A 17844-nucleotide genomic window follows, 5' to 3' on the forward strand; every position below is an offset into this window, starting at 1 on the left:
CCCGCTTCGGCGTGAACTAGAGCGTCTCGACGCCCTCGGCGCCGCGCAGCGCACCGCGCGTGTCGAGCACCGCGGTGCCCTCGGGGAGCGCCTCGGCGGTGTACTCGCTGTGGTTGGTCAAGAGGATCACCAGGTCGGCCTTCGCCGAGCCCAGGTCCTCCACCCGCTCCACCTCGCGGCCGGCCACGGTCCACGACTCGACGTGCGGGTCGTGGTAGACCACCTCGGCGCCGGCGTCGATGAGCTTCTTCGCCACCGGCTCGGACGGCGACTCGCGCTGGTCGGCGATGTCGGGCTTGTAGGTGACGCCCAGGAGCACCACGCGGGAGCGCGACAGCGCCAGGCCGTTCGCGTTCAGGCGCGCCATCGCCCGGTTGACCACGTACTCGGGCATCCGGTTGTTGATCTCCTGGGCGAGCTCGACGAAGCGGAACGGGTAGCCGAGTGTGCGGACCTTGTAGGACAGGTAGTTCGGGTCGATCGGGATGCAGTGCCCGCCGACACCGGGGCCGGGGTAGAACGCCTGGTAGCCGAACGGCTTGGTCTTGGCCAGGCCGATCGCGTCCCACAGGTCGACGCCGAGCTCGCGGCAGAAGACCGCCATCTCGTTGACCAGGGCGATGTTGACGTGGCGGTAGGTGTTCTCCAGCAGCTTCGCCATCTCGGCCTCGCGGGTGCCCTTGGCCTCCACGACGGTCTCGATGAACTGGCCGTACAGCGCCGAGGCGGTGGCGGTGCACTCGGGCGTGAGGCCGCCGACGACCTTCGGAGTGTTCACGATCCCGTAGACCGGGTTGCCGGGATCGACGCGCTCGGGGGAGAAGGCGAGGTGGAAGTCCTCGCCGGCCTTGAGGCCGTTCTTCTCCAGGATCGGGGCGACGACCTCCTCGGTGGTGCCGGGGTAGGTGGTCGACTCCAGGACCACGAGGGTGCCCGGCATGAGATGGTCGCCCGCCGACTGGGCCGCGCCGGTGACGGCCGCCAGGTCCGGACCGCCGGCCTCGGACAGCGGCGTCGGCACGCAGATGACGATCGCCTTCGCACGGGCTTGGACCGACGCGTCGGTGGTGGCGCTGTAGCCCTGGTCGAGCATCGCGGCGAGCTCCTCGTCGGCGATGTCGTCGATGTGGCTGACACCGGCGTTCAGGGCGTCGACGACGCGCTGCGAGCGGTCGAGCCCGACGACGGTGAGCCCCTTGGCGCTCGCCGCCTGCGCGAGCGGCAGGCCGACATAGCCCTGCCCGACGACGACGAGATCGATCCGCGTCTCGCCCGCGTTCTCATTCGATGCCACAGTGGAGTCCTTTGCGTTTCTGGGCGGGGTGTAGTCGAAGATTCGGGTTCCGAGATTAGCAATAACGCGTTTCGGGACGCTGAGCAGGGCGAACGACGATCGGTGTTCCCTTGGCGTTCACCGTTCGGTCATTCGCTCGCAAGGTAATGATCAATTGAACCGTCTGTTCACCTTTCTATTGACAAATATTCACCCGCGGTTCGATGTTCCCGGCGTGTCGCGACCGTCGCTTCCGGCATCCCCGATATTCGCCCGTTCACATGCCGGAATACGGTTTCGACACGGTGACCTCGGGCGCATTGCGCAGACGATGCCGGAGACTGCGCGGGGTTAGTATCGCTGCATGCCCTCATTGAGCATTGTCATCCCCGTCTACCGAGCCGAGGATTACCTCGCTGGGTGCCTCGACTCGATCGTCGGTGGCGGTGGAGAGCAGCTCGAGATCGTCCTCGCCGACGACTGCTCGCCCGACGGATCACGGGCCATCGCCGATCGCTATGCCCAGCGCGACCGGCGCGTCCGCGTGGTGTCCACACCCGAGAACGCCGGCTCCGGCCCGGCCCGCAACTACGGCCTGACGCACGCCACCGGCGAGTACGTGTGGTTCGTGGACGCCGACGACGAACTCAAGCCCGGCGCGGTCGACCGCGTCATCACCGCGCTCACCGCCGACGAGGAGCGCCCCGACGTCGTCCTCGTCCAGCACGAGAAGGTCCGCGACACCGGCGCGGTCGAAGTCGGTGAGCTCGGCGACCTCGCCGAGCGGTGCCCGGTCGACCCCACGGGCTTCACGCTCGAGGAATGGCCCCAGATCGTCGACTACACCCACACCCCGTGGACGAAGGTCTCCCGCCGCGAGTTCCTCACCGCGATCGACCTCGACTTCCCATCGGGCTGGTACACCGACATCCCGTGGACCTACGGGCTGTTCCGCCGCGCCAAGCGCATGGCGGTCGTGACCGAGTGCTGCTACCAGTGGATCCAGCGAGCCGGCTCGTCGATCACCCGCACCCGCGACGACCGCCACTTCGACGTGTTCACCCAATGGCACCGCGTGTGGGACGACTTTGAAGGCGTCCAAGACCAGGGCGTGCGCGTCGCCCTGTTCAACCACATGGTCTGGCACCTGCTGCTCGTCATCGGCAACACCGAGCGCGTCGACCCCAAGAAACGCCGCGAGTTCTTCGCCCACACCTCGGAGCTGTACCGGCACTACCACCCCGGCCCGGACGCCTGGCGTCCCGCTGGCGGTGTCAATGGCCTCAAGCAACGGCTCCTGGCCGCCCGCGCCTACCTCGGCTACGAGGCCCTACGGAAGGTCTACCGCGTGGCGCTGACCCTCAAGCGGCGCTTCAAGGGCCGCGCCCCGGTCTCAACCGCGCCCGATGACGCGACGAACGACGCGCCGAGCCCTGCGGCCCAGCCCGTCGCCCGATCGGCCGGCACCACCACCGGCTCCTGAGGGCCCGACGCCCCGCAGCATGGCCACCAGCGGCCCCTCGGTGACGCGCTCGGCGCCCCACACATCGGCGATGTCCACGCCCAGATGCGCCGCGCGCGCGGCTGCGGCGGTGCGCTCCAAACGCGCCGTCCCCTCCGGCAGCTCGATCTCGAGCCGACCGAGCCGGTGCTCGTTCGCCTGCGCGATGAGCGCGGCGACGGCCCCGGCGCGCGGCTTCACCGCGGCGGGCAGCAGGACGCTGTAGGGCACGGCAGGGTCGAGCTCGACCTCGCCGGCGAACCGCACCCGCGGCTCGCCGCGGAAGGACTCCTGCAGCAGGCGCGAGTCCAGGTCCGGGTCGTCCAACGGCGCGTGACGCTCGGGCAGCGGCTTCGGCCACTCGCCGAGCAGCGTCACCCGCACGTCCGGGACGGTGCCTTCGAGGATCTTGTCGACACAGGCCTCAGCGCCCGGATCCGCTTCGACGACGATGTCGGCCAGCGGCGTGTCCCAGCAGCGCCGCGCCCTCGGCCGCTTGACGTCGAGTTCGGGGACGCGGTTGGCGATGTGCGGCCTGCGGTAGCGCTTGGCGAGGTCGCCGCGCGCGCTGATCTGGCGCGGCCCCAGATGCCATGACGAGGAGTCGCCGTCGGGCACGAAGGCGGCCCCGGCCTGGTGGAGCCGGTAGCCGAAGACCGTGTCCGAGCCGAGGATCACCTCGGCGTCCATCCCGCCCGAGGTCATGTAGAGCGTCCTGGGCACCGAGAAGGAGGCGCCGACGAGGACGCGGAAGGCCCGGTGGTCGGCGTCCTTGAGCCCGTCGGTGCGCTCGATGATCGCCTCGATCCACTGCGGCTCGGAGGCCTCGTGGTCGAACAGTTCGGCGGACTTCCCGGCCCGCACCCGCTCGAAGACCGCCCGTGGCTCCAGGTCCCCGTCCTCGTAGGCGACGAAGCGCTTGTGGCCGAGGACGGCGAGGTAGTCGGCGGCGTGGTGCCAGCGCATCTGCGACTCGACGTGGTCGTCGAAGGCGAGCATGTCCGAGTCCAGTCGCAAGACCACGTCGCCGTCGCTGTGTTCGACCCCGGAGTTCGTGGCGTGGGCCGAGGCCCACCCGCCCGAGAGCGGCGGCACGATCTTCGCGTTGGCCGGGCGCAGCTCGGGGAGCCGGAGCGCCGGGGTGGAGCCGTCGTCCACGACGACGACCTCGAGCAGCGCTTCGGGGTAGGTCTGAGCGGCGAGCGCGGCGAGCACCACGTCGAGCCGCTCCTGTCGTCCGTGGGCGGGGATGACGACGCTGACGCTCAGATGCGGCTCCCACTCGCCGACGGGGCGCTGGAGCGTCCCGTAGTCGTTGCCGCGGATGCTCGGACCGGCCATGTCGGCCTCCTATCGCTTCAAAAGGGCGCGCAGCCGGGCGCGCTGGCGGGCGTTCAGCAACCGGCGGGCGAGGCGCCGCGCCGGGTCGGCCGGGAGGGGGGCGAAGGCGGTGTTGCCCGGCTCGCGGGCGTCCAGGCCCTTGTGCGCGGCCGCGCCCCAGATGCCGGCGACGATCCTGTCCGTGTCCTCGCCGGGCGCGATGTGGCGGGCGCGGGCGAAGGCCGCGGTCCGCTCGAGGCGTGCCGGGGCCGAACCGCGCAGCTCGGCCAGGACCAGTCCGGCGTTCTCGCGCCGCGCGGTGGCGAGCAGTCTGGTGACGCTGTCGGTGCGCAGCGGGACCGGCCCGGGCAGCAGGAGCCGGTAGGGGACCGCCGGGTCGGACTCGGGCGCTTCGGTGGCGATGCGCACGCGCGACTCAGCCGCGTACATCTCCTCGACGAGGCGCAGCTGGGCGCCCTCGCCGGAGAGGATCGCCTCGCGGTCGTGCCTCGGCGGGGCCTGGCCGGTGACCAGGGTGATGCGCACATCGGCATCGGTGCCCGCCAGGACGGGGGCGACGGCGGCGTCGATGTCGGCGACGGTGGCGTCGCCGGTCCGGATGACGATGTCGACGTGGGGCACGCGCCAGGCGCGCGGCGGGGCGCTGCGGCGCATACCGTGCAGCGGGACGCGCTGGGCGATGTAAGGCAGGCGCTGCGTGCGGCCCTCGTCCTCCTTCTCCTGCATCTGGGGGAAGCCCAGGTGCCAGGCCGAGGAGGTCTGCTCCGGCACGAACACGGCCCCGGACTGCGCGAGCCGGTAGGCGAACTCGGTGTCGCTGCCGAGGCGCAGCTCGGTGGTCAGGCCGCCGACGGTCTTGAAGAAGTCGCGGTGAAGCGAGCCGGTGGCGCCGATGAACACCCGGTAGTTGTCGGGGCGGTGGACGGTGAGGCCCTCGGTGTCGTCGATGACGCGCTCGATCCAGTGCGGGCGCGAGGACTCGATCTCGAACAGCGCGTCGCCCTCGCCGCAGACGATCTTCTCGTGGACCTGCTCGGGGGTCAGCACCCCCTCCGACCAGTCGACGAAGCGCTTGTGGCCGAGGACGGCGAGGTAGTCGGCGGCGTGGTGCCAGCGCATCTGGGCCTCGACGTGGTCGCGCCAGGCCACCATGTCGGCGTCCAGTCGCAGGACGACCTGCCCGTCGGCGTGGTCGACGCCGGTGTTCACCGCGTGGGCCGAACCCCAGGAGTCGTTCGAGGTGACGACGAGCCGGGTGTGTTCGGGCCGCAGTTCGGGAAGCCTGAGCGCGGGAGCGGAGTTGTCGTCGACGACGACGACTTCCATGAGTTCCGGCGGGTACGTTTGGGCGGCGAGTGCGGCGAGGGTCAGGTCGAGTTTCTCCTGGCTCGCGTAGGCCGGTATGACCACGCTCACCGCGAGGCTCGGCTGCCAGTCCGCCGCTTTCGGCGGACGCAGGGCCCTATAGTCATTGCGGACGATGCGAGGGCGTTTCGGTGAGTCGTTCATTTCGGGCTTACGATATCCCGCTCGCGATCTGAGGCATTGACCGGCGTGCCTGTTCAACCGTTGTTTACTCGCGCGCGGACAATTGTTTAAATCATATTCACATACTTTGTGAATTCAGGGGCAACGATCATGTGGACCTCGACCTGGAGACGACGAAATAGATGAACGTTGACGACGAGACCGAGCTGTACCCGCCGCGGTTGACCGACGACCACTTGGCGCGAGCGGCGACTCGTCGACCCGGGACGATGGGGGCGACGGCCCTGCGGACTCGCTCTCCGGGCGCGCGGCATCTGCTCGCCAGGGCGGCCTGCCGGACGCTGACGCTCCCCGCGCTGCTCGAGGCCGCACGCGCGGGTGAGCCGGCGGGAAACGAGATCGATCCCGAAGCGCTGTGCGAGCTCGCCCGCGTCGTCGGCCTTCAGTTCGGCGGCGAGGACGACCGCCGCGACGCGCTCGCCCTGTTCGACCTGGCGCTGCGCCTCGGCGGGCCCAAGCGCGTCTCCGCCCGCCACCAGGCCGTGCACGCCCAGCTGGCGTGGTCGCTCGGTGAGACCGAGCGGATGCGGGCCCTGCTGCGCCGCTACAAGGCGATGCCCGAGCTCGAGCGCGGCGCCCTCGAGGCCGACCTGGCCCACCCCGACCGCGGCGGCGACGAAGGCGCCTGGATCAAGCGGCTCGGTCGGCTGTGCGGCCAGCGGCGGCTCCGACTCGACCCCGACGCGAGCCTGCCCTGGTTCGACCGGCTCCGCGCCGACGCCGGGCCGGCCGTCCCCGGCGGGCCCAAGATCTCGGTGGTCATGACCGCCTACCGGCCCGACCGCGCACTGCGCACCGCCGTCGAGTCCCTGCTGGCCGGCACGTGGGCGAACCTGGAGATCCTGGTCGTCGACGACGCCTCCGGCCCGGAGTACGGCCCGATCCTCGACGAGGTCGCCGCGCTCGACGACAGGGTCCGCGTGATCAGGAAGGAAGCCAACGGCGGCACCTTCGCCGCCCGGAACACCGCCTTCGACGCCGCCACCGGCGAGTTCCTCACCGGCCTCGACTCCGACGACTGGGCCGTGCCCGACCGCCTGGCGAACTCGATCGCCCCGCTCCTGGCCGATCCGGAACTCCAGCTCACCTACTCCGAGGCCTTCCTCTTCGGCGAAGACCTCACCGTCACCCGGCCGGGCCGGGTCCTGACGACCGCGTCGACGGCGTCCATGATGTTCCGCCGGGGCGTCCTCGACCGCATCGGCTACTACGACGAGGTCCGCAAGGGCGCCGACACCGAGTTCCTGCATCGCGTCGCGGCGGCCTTCGGCAAGTCGGCCGTGCGCCGCCTCGACCGGCGCGACACGCTCATGCGCCAAGCGCCCGGCTCTCTCTCACGCGAAGAGTTCGGCCCCGGCTGGAAGCACCCGTCCCGGCGGGCCTACCAGTCCGCCTACCCGCTCTGGCACCAGCGGATCGCCGAGGGACAGGCCGACCCGTACTTGCCCAAGCGGCCGCCGCGCCGGCCGTTCTGGGCCCCGTACCACACTGCCGTCGCGGCTCGTGACCAGCGCCGACGCCACTTCGACGTCGTATTCGTCCTCGACTGGCGACCGTTCGGCGGCCCTCAGAAGTCCACCATCGAGGAGATCAAGGCACTCCGGGACGAGGGCCACGCCATCGCCGTCATGCACCTCGAATCGTGGCGGCACATGACCACCGACGACCGCCCCATGTGCGAGGCGATCCAGCGGATGGTCAACGACGGCGAAGTCGACCAGGTCCTGCCCACCGACGACGTCGAATGCGATCTGCTGGTCCTGCGTTACCCGCCGATCCTCCAGTACCGCTCCGGCGAGCGCTCCGGCGTGCGGCCGAATCGCATGATCGTCCTGGCCAACCAGGCCCCGGCCGAACGCGACGGCTCGGACATCCGCTACATCCCCGACGCCTGCCACGCCAACGCCACCGTCATGTTCGGCGTCGAACCGCTGTGGGTCCCGCAGGGGCCGCAGGTGCGTGAGGCGCTCGCCGAGCTCACCGCCGGGCGCCTGGCCGACTTCGACATGCCCGGCATCCTCGAGGACGCGGCGATCGCTCCAGCCCGCAGCGGTTTCCGCTCGGTCCTGCCGGTCGTCGGCCGCCACTCCCGTGACGACGCGACCAAATGGCCCACCGTGGACGACCTGTTCAAGGTCTACCCCGGTGACGGCCGCTGGGACGTGCGCGTCATGGGCGGCGTCAAGACCGTCCGCGCCCTCACCGGCGCCGCCGCGCCGACCGAATGGACCTGCTACGGCTTCAACGAGACCGACGTCGAATCGTTCCTATACCAGCTCGATTTCTGGATCTACTTCCCGCACCCGAAGCAGTACGAGGCGTTCGGCCGAGCCGTGCTGGAGGCCCTCGCCGCCGGGTGCGTCGTCGTCCTGCCGCCGCGCTTCGAGGCGACGTTCGGCGACGCGGCGCTGTACTGCGAACCGGGCGAGGTGATCGGCCTGGTCGACGGCTACTATGCCGACCTCGAGCGCTTCTTGGGCCAGAGCGCCCTCGCGCAGCAGCGCGTGCGCGAGCGCTTCAGCCACGACTCCTACCGCAAACTCGTGACCGATCTGATGGGTTAAGTGTTCTACCGATGAAATCAATGCTCAGGGCGGTCTACCGCCGCCTAGGCCGGCCCTCCCCGAAGAAGGTCGCCGCCGCAGGCGCCGCCGGGCTGGCCGCCGCCGTGGCGCTCCTCGCCGCCGCCCTCTTCGGCGACGCCCGCCTGGTGTCGTCGCTGTCACTGCTGATGAGCCTGGTCACGCTCGCCGGGGTGGCCCTGGCGTGGCACGAGTCCCGCCGCGCCCGGGTCGAAGTGCGCGCCTCCGCTGAGCGCGCCGAAGTCACCTACCGGCGCATCCTGGCCACCATCGAGGTCGAACGCCTGGCCGCGGAGCGGCGGCACGCGGGCGCCATGGTTCCCGCACAGGAACAGAACCGCTGAGAACGGACTCGCAGGGCCGTTCGCCTCGGCCCGAGGCGGTGAGGGCCGGACGAGCGGTAGTATTGGCGCGCCGTGTAAACCACCTGTTCTGGGAGGGCCGCCCTCATGGAGGAGCCGATCATCCAGGCTCGCGACCTCGGAATCCGCTTCGCCAAAGGCAAGCAGAAGAAGGGCCGAGTCAAGGACCTGTTCGTCCGGCGCACCGCCAATAAACAGGGGGCTGCCGCCGAGGACTTCTGGCCGCTGCGCCATGTCAACTTCGACATCTTTCCCGGCGACTCGGTGGGCATCATCGGACGCAACGGCACCGGCAAGTCGACACTGCTGCGCCTGATCACCGGCGTGCTCATCCCCGACGAGGGATACGTGCGCCGCGAGGGCCGTGTCGCGCCGCTCATCGCACTCTCCGCCGGCTTCTCCGGCGACCTGACCGGCCGCGAGAACGTCAACCTCGTCGGCGCGCTCCACGGCATGACGAACAAGGAGATCAGGTCCAAGTTCGACGAGATCGTCGACTTCGCCGAGCTCGAGGACTTCATCGACACGCCCGTCAAGCACTACTCCTCGGGCATGAAGGTGCGCCTCGGCTTCGGTGTCATCACCCAGCTGCCGCACCCGATCCTCCTGGTCGACGAAGCGCTCGCCGTCGGCGACGCGGCCTTCAAGAAGAAGTGCCACGGGGTCATCCGCGGGCTGCTCGACGAGGGCCGTACGCTCGTGTTCGTCTCCCACTCCGAGGGTGACCTCAAGCGGTACTGCGAGCGCGGCATCTTCCTCGACACCGGCCGCGTGGTCACCGACGGCACCGTCGCGGAGGCCCTCGCCTCGTACAAGGAGGCCGAAGAGGCCGAGGCCAAGCGCAAGAGCGAGAAGAAGAAGCAGCAGGCCGCCGCCAAGAAGGCAGCCGAGGAGGCAGCGGGCCGCCAGCCCGCCGAGGCGGCTTCGTGAGTCGAGCCGTCATCCTGCCGGCTCCAGGCGGCTCTGTCGACCTACCCGAACACGACACGGTCCTCGACCGGTTGATCGAGCAGATCCGCGAGGCGGGCTGCGAGGACATCACCGTGCTCACCAGGCCCGGTTCGGGACTCACCGTCAAAGCAGAGCAGATCGAGTCGGCCGACCCCTCCCGCGACCTCGAACACGTCCGCGAGATCGCTTACACCGGCGAGGGCCCGCTCTACCTCGCCTTCGCCGACCTCGTCGCCTCCCAGGTCACCGTCGCCGCCGTCCTGTCCGACTCCTCGCGGCGCTCGGGCGTCCTGGTCGGCACCGACGACCCGGCCGCATCGCCCGTGAGCGTCGAACGCGGCCTGATCACCGGCCCCGGGCCCGGCCCGGCCCGACTCGGCGGCCTCGCGAAGGTCTCGGCCGCCCATCTGAGCCGCCTGCGCCGCCACTGGCCCGCCGAAACCCAGGGCGACGCCTTCGAATCCGTCCTGGCGGCCCTGCACGCCCGCGCCATCCCCGTCAACGCCTACCGCACGTCCGGGCTCGCGCACCGCCAGGTCGCCGACGCCGACGAAGCCGCCGCGACGATCGCCGAGTTCGAGGCCGTCGACATGGACGCCTGGCGGCTCGGCAACGCCGTCAAACACGACGACGACCTGTTCGCCACGTACGCCGTCTCCTCCTGGACCCCGAAGCTCGTCAAGCTCTGCGCGCGCCTGGGCTTCGCGCCGACGCCCATCACCTGGGTCTCGATCGCCCTCGCCCTGGGCGCCGCCGCGATCTTCGCCTCCGGGGCCGGCTGGTGGTACCTCCTGGCCGCCGCCCTCATGTACCTCAGCTTCGTGTTCGACTGCGTCGACGGCCAGCTCGCCCGCTACACCCAGAACTTCTCCGCCTTCGGCGGCTGGCTCGACATGATGGCCGACCGCGGCAAGGAGTACGCGATCTACGCCGGCCTCGCCGCCGGCGCCGCCCTCGACGGCTCCACCGCCGCGGCCTGGGGCATCGCCATCGCCGCCATGATCGCCCAGACCGTCAGGCACACCGCCGACACCTGGTACGCCGTCCTGCTCGACACCGCCGTCGTCCGCCAGGCTCGCAAGCGCGAGACCGCCCCGCCGGTCGGACGCGCCGCCCACCTCGGGCATCGGCTCGGCTCGGCCTCGGAGCAGGTCATGGGCGCCCACCGGTCACCGTTGTACTGGGCCAAGCGCACCATCGTCGCCGGCGTCGGCGAACGCTGGCTCCTGCTGGCCGTCGCCGCCGTCGCCTTCGGCCCCAAGATCGCCATCGCGGCCCTGCTGACCTGGCAGCTCATAGCCCTCGCCTACACCAGCGCCGGGCGGCTGCTGCGCACCTTCGCCGCCCGCACCCCCGCGCTGCGCCGACCCGACCGGCCGGCCCACCGTGACGACGGCGTCCTCGCCAGGCTCATGCCCGCCAACCGGCACCGCTTCTCGAACCTGCCGGTCATCTCGACCGCGTTCGCCGTCGCCGCCACGGGCGTCGCCGTGTGGCGCGCCGCCGACGGCTACGAGGCGGCACCGCTCATCCTCGCCGCCATCGCGGTCCTGGCCGGGCTCGCCTCGGCCCGCAGCGACCACGACGGCATCTTCGACTGGCTCATCCCCGCCGGGCTGCGCGCGGTCGAACTCGGTGTCATCACCGCCGCCGGGATCGTCGCCGGAGTGTCCTGGCCGGTCCTGTTCGCACTGCTGGGCGTCGTCGCCCTCTACTTCTACGACCTCGCCGCGGGCCTCGACAAGGCCGCCTCGCCGGTCAGCCGCCGCGACCTCGGACTCGGTTGGCCCGCCAGAGGTCTCATCGCTCTGACGGCGGCGGCGGCCTCGCTCGCGACCGAGCCGGTCGTCGCCACGGCGACCTTCGCCGCGCTCGCCGTGTACGTCGCCGCGACGTTCATCGGCGCCGTCGTCGCGGGCACCCTCCGGGCCGCCCGCGCTTGACCCCCGTCCTTGCAAGCCCTTCAACGGAATCCGTTCGATCAATCCCCGGCAACAGGCGGGCGGCCCTGGTGCATTGCAACTAAGGTGTACCTGTGCGCAAGAACCGGCTGCCGCGTCTGGTGCTCGCCGCGACCTTCCTCGGTGCGGTGAGCGCTTTGTCATTCCTTCCGCACGATGACGACTCGGACCAGGTGGACTGGAGCTACGTCGACGAGACCAACCCGGTCTTCCCGCCCGAGACCGGCGCCCCCGACTACGACGGCGACGGCACGCCCGACGCCGACGACGGCGACAGCGGCGGCAACGGCAACGGCAACGGCAACGGCAATGGTGATGGCGACGGCAACGGTGACGACGGCGACGGCTCGACCGGCACGTCCCCCGACGGCGGCGGCGACGCCGGCGAACCCGGCGTCCGTGATCCGGATGCCAACGGCGGCAGCGGTGGCGGCCTGCTCGGTCTCTCACTGCCCGTCCAGGCCGCGATGTCGCTCGGGCTGCTCGCTCTGGCGTTCCTCGCGCTCCTGCCCGGCCGGCGAATGCCGGCGAGCCTGCGATGACCCCTTGCGGCTCTTCATGAGCCGTGAGTGACCTCGCTTCACGGCGGGCTCGCCGCCGCGGCACAGGCTCGGGGATCTACGGTTCAGTGGTCGGGAGACTGGAGGTCTCGCATGAGGTTGATCGTCGGCATGACCGGGGCCACCGGGGCCGTATTCGGGGTCCGGCTGCTCGAAGCGCTGCACGAGATCGCGGACGTCGAGACGCACCTGGTCGTCAGCAAGTGGGCCCGCACCACGCTCAAGCTGGAGACCGGCCGCACCGTCGCCGAGCTGGCCGAGCTGGCGGACTACAGCTGGGGCCACGGCGACCAGGCCGCGCCGCTCTCCTCGGGCTCGTTCCGCACCGACGGCATGATCATCGCGCCGTGCAGCATGAAGACCGTCGCGGGCATCCGCACCGGCTATACCGAGGGCCTCATCGGACGTGCCGCGGACGTGGTCCTCAAGGAGAAGCGCAAGCTCCTCCTCGTCGCCCGCGAGAGCCCGCTGTCGGACATCCACCTGGAGAACCTGCTGGCGCTCTCGCGCATGGGCGCGGTCGTCATGCCGCCGGTTCCCGCGTTCTACAACCACCCGCAGAGCGTCGACGACATCGTCGACCACGTCGTGGTGCGCGTCCTCGACCAGTTCGGTCTGCCCAGCGCGAAGGCCAGGCGTTGGAACGGGCTAGGTTCTGAAGGGTCGGACCCCGAAGGAAAGTAGACGACATGGACACGCTGATGTGGGAGGCCAAGGCCCGAGCGGGCTTCGGCGGCGAACTGCTCGAATGGGTGCTCACCGAAGGCGTGGCCGGGCTCGGCGAGACCGTGCGCACGGAGGTGTTCACCGCATCCGGACGGGTGGTGGTCGTCGTGGTGGGCCACGATGCCCCGCGCACGCTGCCCGAACCGCCGGCCGGCCTCGTCGAGCGCGCGCCGCACGCGTGGCCGTTCACGAGGATCACGACCAGCGCTCCCCAGGCGAATATCTGAGCTTTCGGACCCGCCGCTCAGCGGCCGATGCCCCGGTAGCTCCAGCCGTTGGCGGTCCACTGCTCGGGGTCGAAGGCGTTCATGCCGTCGAGGATGCGCCGCTGGGCCACCTGGCGGCCCAGTGCCTCCGGGTCGAGCGTGCGGAACTCCTCCCACGGCACCATCGCGCACACCACGTCGGCGTCGGCGACGGCCTCGGCGAGGGTCTTGACGAAGCTGAGCTCGGGTGCCGCGGTCTTGGCGTTGTCGAGGCCCTCGGGGTCGTAGACCACGACGTCGGCGCGGGCCTGGCGCAGCTTGCGTGCGATCGCGAGCGCGGGGGAGTCGCGGATGTCGTCGGTGTCGGGCTTGAACGTGGCGCCGAGGTAGGCGACGCGCACGCCCGAGAGGCTCGGGCCGGCCGGTCCGATGGGCCGGTCGACGAGTTCGGCCACGAGCCGCACGGTGTGGCTGCGGCGCCGCGAATTGAGCTGGTCGATCTCGCCGAGGAAGCGGAAGGACTCGCCGACCCCGAGCTCGCCGGCGCGGGCGGCCAGGGCCCGGATGTCCTTGGGCAGGCAGCCGCCGCCGAAGCCGATGCCGGCGCGCAGGAACTTGTTGCCGATGCGGGCGTCGTAGCCGATGGCGCGGGCCAGGTCGGTGACGTCGCCGCCGGTGACCTCGCACAGGTCGGCCATGGCGTTGATGAAGGAGATCTTGGTCGACAGGAACGCGTTCGCGGCGACCTTGACCAGTTCGGCGGTGGCCAGGTCGGTCTCGACGACCGGCACCTCGCGGTCCTCGACCGCCGCGAGCTCCAGGATGCCCTTGTGCACGTCCCGCAGGAGCTTGGAGGCCCACTCGGACTGCGCCGCGTACACGATGCGGTTCGGGCGCAGGACGTCGTGCATGGCGTTCGACTCCTGCAGGAACTCCGGGCTCCAGCCGACCTCGACGCCGAGCCCTTCGGGGGCGTGGCGGTCGACGAGTTCCTGGACCCAGGAGGCCGTGCCGACCGGGACGGTGGACTTGCCGACGATGAGGCACTTGCGGCTCAGGTGGCGCGAGAGGTCGGTGACGGCGGCCTCGATGTAGGACAGGTCGGCGGAGTGCTCGCCCTGTCGCTGCGGGGTGCCGACGCAGATGAAGTGGACGTCGGCGAAGTCGGCGACGTCCTGGACGTCGGTGGTGAAGCGCAGGCGCCCGGACTCGAGGTTCTTCTTGAGTAGCTCGGGCAGCCCCGGCTCGTGGAAGGGCACGGTTCCCGAGGCGAAGGCCTCGATCTTGGCGGTGTCGACGTCGTACCCGATGACCTCGTAGCCGAGCTCGGCGAAGCAGATGGAGTAGGTCGCGCCGAGGTAGCCGCATCCGAGGAAGGAGATGCGGGGACGTGTGGTGGTGTTCTGCGAGGACTGTTGGGTCTGCGTCGCGTTGGCCATCGAATACGTGCCCTGTCTGTGCTCGTCGTAAGTGTCCGGGCCGGTTCGCTGGTAACGGACCTGCCGTGTTGCGGCTCCGCAGTTATGGCGAAGCGAACGCCGGAGGAGGCGCCATCGTATATTCTGCTCCACGCGTGAACGCGCGATGGCGTTGCGGGAAAACGTCGGCGAATTCGCGGTGTTCCTCATCACCGGTCCGATTGTGGATGCGTTAGACTCGCCCCATCGTTACTCGCGAGTAACACCGTCGACTATCCAGCCGGGAGCCACCGATGTCCAGCGGGTTCAGCCCCTACCAGCTGCCAGCAGAATACTCCGAAATCCGGTCTGCCACGCGTGATGTGTGCGAAGCGGGAGTAGCGCCACACGCCGCCGAGGCCGACGCCACGGCGTCGTTCCCCTCGGCGTCCTACGAGGCGCTGCGGGCCGCCGACCTGCACGCGCCGCACGTCCCAGTGAAGTACGGCGGCGCCGGGATCGACGCGCTGGGCACGGCCATCGTCATCGAAGAGGTCGCCCGCGCGTGCGCCTCCTCGTCGCTGATCCCGGCGGTCAACAAGCTCGGCACGCTCCCGCTGCTGCTGGACGCCTCCGAGGAGACCAAGGAGCGCTACCTGGGGAAGGTGGCCTCCGGCGAGGCGATGTTCTCCTACTGCCTGTCCGAGCCCGAGGCAGGATCGGACGCCGCGTCGATGAAGACCCGCGCGGTCCGCGACGGCGACTCCTGGGTCCTCGACGGCGTCAAGCGCTGGATCACCAACGCCGGAGTCAGCGAGTACTACACCGTGTTCGCCAAGACCGACCCCGAGGCCGGTTCGCGCGGCATCTCGACGTTCGTCGTCGAGAAGTCCGACCCCGGCGTCTCCTTCGGCGCCCCGGAGAAGAAGCTCGGCGTCAAGGGCTCCCCGACCGCCGAGGTCTACTTCGACTCGGTGCGCCTCCCCGCCGACCGGCTCATCGGCGAGGAGGGACAGGGCTTCTCCCTCGCGATGCGGACGCTCGACCACACCCGCGTCACCATCGCCGCGCAGGCGCTCGGTATCGCCCAGGGGGCGCTCGACGCCGCACGCTCGTACGCGGCCGAGCGGGAGCAGTTCGGCAAGCCGATCGCCTCGTTCCAGGCCGTCCAGTTCATGCTCGCCGACGCGGCCATGAAGATCAGCGCCGCACGCGAACTGACCTACGCCGCGGCGGCCAAGTCCGAGCGCGTCGACGCCGACCTCACTTACTTCGGGGCCGCGGCCAAGTGCTTCGCCTCGGACGCGGCGATGGAGGTCACCACCGACATGGTGCAGGTCCTCGGCGGCTACGGCTACACGCAGGACTTCCCGGTCGAGCGCATGATGCGCGACGCGAAGATCACCCAGATCTATGAGGGGACGAACCAGATCCAGCGGATCGTCATGGCCCGAGAGCTGCTCAAAGGCAAGGCCTTCGACTAGCGCGGACCGGCCGGAGCTTCCAGGGCGGCCCGATGAGCCCGGCAATGGCCGAGGGGGCATCGGCGGGAACGGGCGAGAGTGATGGTCGTTCTGCGCTGGATCAGCGACAAAAGCGGTGGCAGGTGGCTGGTGTCGCTTGGTCGGCACGGAGGCGGTCGGGGACTCGTGCCCGGCGGCACTGGAGGTGCTTGCGCAGCGGAGTACGGGTGGCTGGTGGGGCCGTGCCAGGTCGCATCGGGGCTCGCCTGGCGCCGGGTTCGGGGGCTGGTGGTTCGGTTCGGGTTCCGGGCATGGAGAAGGGCTCGAACCGGGTCTCCGGTTTCGAGCTGGCCGTTTATGAGGCTCCTTCCCCGCCACGGCCTCCCCGCAGCGGGCGAAGTAAGAACGGCGCCGGTCCGTAGTCCGGTGCGACTCCTACCGATTCGCGAGTTCGCTTCGATTCGGCCGGTGGCGTGGGAGTCGCAATCTCCGGCCGGGGTGCCGGTGTCGTGAAGTCCGCTCGGAGCTTCGCGCGGGCCGCTCGGATCTCCGCTTCGATGCGTTCGTATTCGATCGCTTCGGCGGCGGTGTTGAGATCGTCTTTCAGGTTCGGTCCCCACTCATCGGGGTAGAGGCCGGTCGGGAAGACATTGGCGACATCGTCTCGGAAGTCGGCGTCCATGTCGGCATCGGTGCGCCAGTCAGCGCACCCGCAGGAAGCATCGGTTCCCTGGTGGCCGTCGTGGTGGACGATGACCGCCTTGCCCGGTCCGGTCTTCTGGACGCTCCATCCGGGGGTGTGGATGCGGCCGTGGTGGAAGCGGCACAGCAGAACGAGGTTGTCGGCGTTGGTCTCGCCGCCTGCCCACCAGGGGACGATGTGGTGCGCTTCGGCTTGGACGGCGGGGCGTCCGCATCCGGCCCAGGCGCAGCCTTCGGGCTGTTCGGCGACGAGCTTGCGGCGCAGCGCGGTGTTCGGCAGCCGCAGCGCCCGGCCCAGTTCGATCGCCTCGCCACTGGAGTAGTTGAACACCATCGGGATCACCAGGCTCTCGCACGCCAGCCGCCTCGCCAACTCCAGGGAGACGAGGCGGCCCTCCAGGGTGGGCGTGCGGCCGGTGTCCTTGCCTTGGAGCGTCTCGACATCGACGGCGAGGTTGAGCTGGCAGGTCTCCCCGTGCCGCTTCGGGGCGTTCGGGTCCGAAGCGTAGACGCCGAGCATGTGGTGCAGTGCTTCGGCGTTGCGGCCCGCGGCGGGCGGGAGCACCCCGTCGGCGTCGGCCTCTTCCTGCCTGGGCGGAGGTACGGCCGTCTTCAACAGCTTGTCGAGCATGAGGCCGGTGGTGGAGGGCAACAGGGCCGACAGGCCCCACATGCCGTTGTCCTGCTCCCAGATCTCCAGGCGTTGCAGGGTCGCCTCGGAGAGCTCGTCGTGGAGTTCTGTGTGCTCGGCCAGGCCCGCCTCGGCCTCGGCCAAGTGCCGCTTGAGGTCGGCGAGCGGGGCGTGGGTGCAGAACTCCACGGCCAGCGCCTCCGGAGTCGCACACTCGACCTCGGGATTCCACGGCGAAGGCACGGGCTGGGGAAACGGCTTGCGGGCGTGCGTCCTCATGGCGGTGGTCTTGTCGAACTGCCGGACCGCGTAGGCGACCTGGTCGATCCGCGCCGTTCCCGCACGCCCCGCACCGGCCAAGAGGCGGAACTTGCGCGCGAGCTTGGCGATCACGGCGATGTCGGCGGCGATGCGCACATGGAAGTCGAAGGTGGAGACGAGCCAGTCGCGCAGGGCCGAGAAGCCGTCGACATCCCGGTGGATGTTCCAGGTGTTCGCCTCGATGACCCTGGAGAGCACCTGGGCGTGAGCGGCATTGATCCGGGCGGCGGTCTCATCGAGATCGGTGTGGATGGCCGCTGCGCGTTCGGTCCGCTCGGTTCTGCCCGGAGTCCTGGTCGCCTTGGCCATCTGACACCTC

General features: G+C 70.2%; 14 protein-coding genes. 9 read left to right on the plus strand and 5 right to left on the minus strand.

Features of this window, described 5'->3' with window-relative positions:
* Nucleotides 1-16: 16 nt before the first annotated feature.
* Entirely contained in the window at nucleotides 17-1294 is a 1278-nt protein-coding gene (locus ACYVK3_RS07570; protein WP_460496671.1) for a nucleotide sugar dehydrogenase, read from the minus strand.
* A gap of 343 nt (nucleotides 1295-1637) precedes the next feature.
* Here ACYVK3_RS07570 and ACYVK3_RS07575 point away from each other — a divergent pair, with 343 nt between their 5' ends.
* On the plus strand, nucleotides 1638-2756 hold the full coding sequence (locus ACYVK3_RS07575; RefSeq protein ID WP_460496672.1) for a glycosyltransferase family 2 protein: 1119 nt from the start codon (nucleotides 1638-1640) through the stop codon (nucleotides 2754-2756).
* Here ACYVK3_RS07575 and ACYVK3_RS07580 read toward each other — a convergent pair.
* On the minus strand, nucleotides 2667-4115 hold the full coding sequence (locus tag ACYVK3_RS07580) for a glycosyltransferase family 2 protein (protein ID WP_460496673.1): 1449 nt from the start codon (nucleotides 4113-4115) through the stop codon (nucleotides 2667-2669). The two genes, ACYVK3_RS07575 and ACYVK3_RS07580, sit on opposite strands and share 90 nt — an antisense overlap.
* 9 nt (nucleotides 4116-4124) lie before the next feature.
* Complete coding sequence (locus tag ACYVK3_RS07585; protein WP_460496674.1) at nucleotides 4125-5624, minus strand: glycosyltransferase family 2 protein; 1500 nt, start codon at nucleotides 5622-5624, stop codon at nucleotides 4125-4127.
* Between the two features lie 161 nt (nucleotides 5625-5785).
* Between ACYVK3_RS07585 and ACYVK3_RS07590 the strand changes: the two genes are divergently transcribed.
* From ACYVK3_RS07590 to ACYVK3_RS07620, 7 genes are all read left to right on the plus strand, one after another.
* On the plus strand, nucleotides 5786-8227 hold the full coding sequence (locus tag ACYVK3_RS07590) for a glycosyltransferase (protein ID WP_460496676.1): 2442 nt from the start codon (nucleotides 5786-5788) through the stop codon (nucleotides 8225-8227).
* A gap of 11 nt (nucleotides 8228-8238) precedes the next feature.
* On the plus strand, nucleotides 8239-8589 hold the full coding sequence (locus ACYVK3_RS07595; protein ID WP_460496677.1) for a hypothetical protein: 351 nt from the start codon (nucleotides 8239-8241) through the stop codon (nucleotides 8587-8589).
* Between the two features lie 105 nt (nucleotides 8590-8694).
* Entirely contained in the window at nucleotides 8695-9537 is an 843-nt protein-coding gene (locus ACYVK3_RS07600) for an ABC transporter ATP-binding protein (RefSeq protein ID WP_460496678.1), read from the plus strand.
* The gene (locus ACYVK3_RS07605; protein ID WP_460496679.1) at nucleotides 9534-11501 is read left to right on the plus strand and encodes a CDP-alcohol phosphatidyltransferase family protein; all 1968 of its coding nucleotides are present in this window, start codon (nucleotides 9534-9536) and stop codon (nucleotides 11499-11501) included. Before ACYVK3_RS07600 ends, ACYVK3_RS07605 begins: the two co-directional genes overlap by 4 nt.
* 92 nt (nucleotides 11502-11593) lie before the next feature.
* Nucleotides 11594-12061, plus strand: a complete 468-nt coding sequence (locus ACYVK3_RS07610; protein ID WP_460496680.1) for a hypothetical protein — start codon at nucleotides 11594-11596, stop codon at nucleotides 12059-12061.
* 111 nt (nucleotides 12062-12172) lie between these two features.
* A complete protein-coding gene (locus tag ACYVK3_RS07615) occupies nucleotides 12173-12763 on the plus strand; it encodes a non-oxidative hydroxyarylic acid decarboxylases subunit B (RefSeq protein ID WP_460496681.1) in 591 nt (196 codons plus the stop codon).
* Between the two features lie 5 nt (nucleotides 12764-12768).
* Complete coding sequence (locus ACYVK3_RS07620) at nucleotides 12769-13032, plus strand: hypothetical protein (RefSeq protein WP_460496682.1); 264 nt, start codon at nucleotides 12769-12771, stop codon at nucleotides 13030-13032.
* 17 nt (nucleotides 13033-13049) lie between these two features.
* On the opposite strand, the gene ACYVK3_RS07625 is transcribed toward ACYVK3_RS07620, so the two are convergent.
* Nucleotides 13050-14450, minus strand: a complete 1401-nt coding sequence (locus tag ACYVK3_RS07625; RefSeq protein ID WP_460496683.1) for a UDP-glucose dehydrogenase family protein — start codon at nucleotides 14448-14450, stop codon at nucleotides 13050-13052.
* 272 nt (nucleotides 14451-14722) lie between these two features.
* On the opposite strand from ACYVK3_RS07625, the gene ACYVK3_RS07630 reads away from it, so the two are divergent.
* On the plus strand, nucleotides 14723-15892 hold the full coding sequence (locus ACYVK3_RS07630) for an acyl-CoA dehydrogenase family protein (protein WP_460496685.1): 1170 nt from the start codon (nucleotides 14723-14725) through the stop codon (nucleotides 15890-15892).
* A 334-nt stretch (nucleotides 15893-16226) separates the two neighbouring features.
* On the opposite strand, the gene ACYVK3_RS07635 is transcribed toward ACYVK3_RS07630, so the two are convergent.
* Nucleotides 16227-17834 (minus strand): HNH endonuclease signature motif containing protein, encoded by a 1608-nt coding sequence (locus ACYVK3_RS07635; RefSeq protein ID WP_460496686.1) that lies wholly within the window; start codon nucleotides 17832-17834, stop codon nucleotides 16227-16229.
* Nucleotides 17835-17844 lie beyond the last annotated feature (10 nt).

The organism is Glycomyces tarimensis, assembly GCF_054776215.1.

What these genes read in the sequence shown, in the direction of transcription:
- ACYVK3_RS07575 (WP_460496672.1), top strand. Translation starts at nt 1,638, where the DNA reads ATGCCCTCATTGAGCATTGTCATCCCCGTCTACCGAGCCGAGGATTAC.
- ACYVK3_RS07580 (WP_460496673.1), bottom strand. Translation starts at nt 4,115, where the DNA reads ATGGCCGGTCCGAGCATCCGCGGCAACGACTACGGGACGCTCCAGCGC.
- ACYVK3_RS07585 (WP_460496674.1), bottom strand. Translation starts at nt 5,624, where the DNA reads ATGAACGACTCACCGAAACGCCCTCGCATCGTCCGCAATGACTATAGG.
- ACYVK3_RS07590 (WP_460496676.1), top strand. Translation starts at nt 5,786, where the DNA reads ATGAACGTTGACGACGAGACCGAGCTGTACCCGCCGCGGTTGACCGAC.
- ACYVK3_RS07595 (WP_460496677.1), top strand. Translation starts at nt 8,239, where the DNA reads ATGAAATCAATGCTCAGGGCGGTCTACCGCCGCCTAGGCCGGCCCTCC.
- ACYVK3_RS07600 (WP_460496678.1), top strand. Translation starts at nt 8,695, where the DNA reads ATGGAGGAGCCGATCATCCAGGCTCGCGACCTCGGAATCCGCTTCGCC.
- ACYVK3_RS07615 (WP_460496681.1), top strand. Translation starts at nt 12,173, where the DNA reads ATGAGGTTGATCGTCGGCATGACCGGGGCCACCGGGGCCGTATTCGGG.
- ACYVK3_RS07620 (WP_460496682.1), top strand. Translation starts at nt 12,769, where the DNA reads ATGGACACGCTGATGTGGGAGGCCAAGGCCCGAGCGGGCTTCGGCGGC.
- ACYVK3_RS07625 (WP_460496683.1), bottom strand. Translation starts at nt 14,450, where the DNA reads ATGGCCAACGCGACGCAGACCCAACAGTCCTCGCAGAACACCACCACA.
- ACYVK3_RS07630 (WP_460496685.1), top strand. Translation starts at nt 14,723, where the DNA reads ATGTCCAGCGGGTTCAGCCCCTACCAGCTGCCAGCAGAATACTCCGAA.
- ACYVK3_RS07635 (WP_460496686.1), bottom strand. Translation starts at nt 17,834, where the DNA reads ATGGCCAAGGCGACCAGGACTCCGGGCAGAACCGAGCGGACCGAACGC.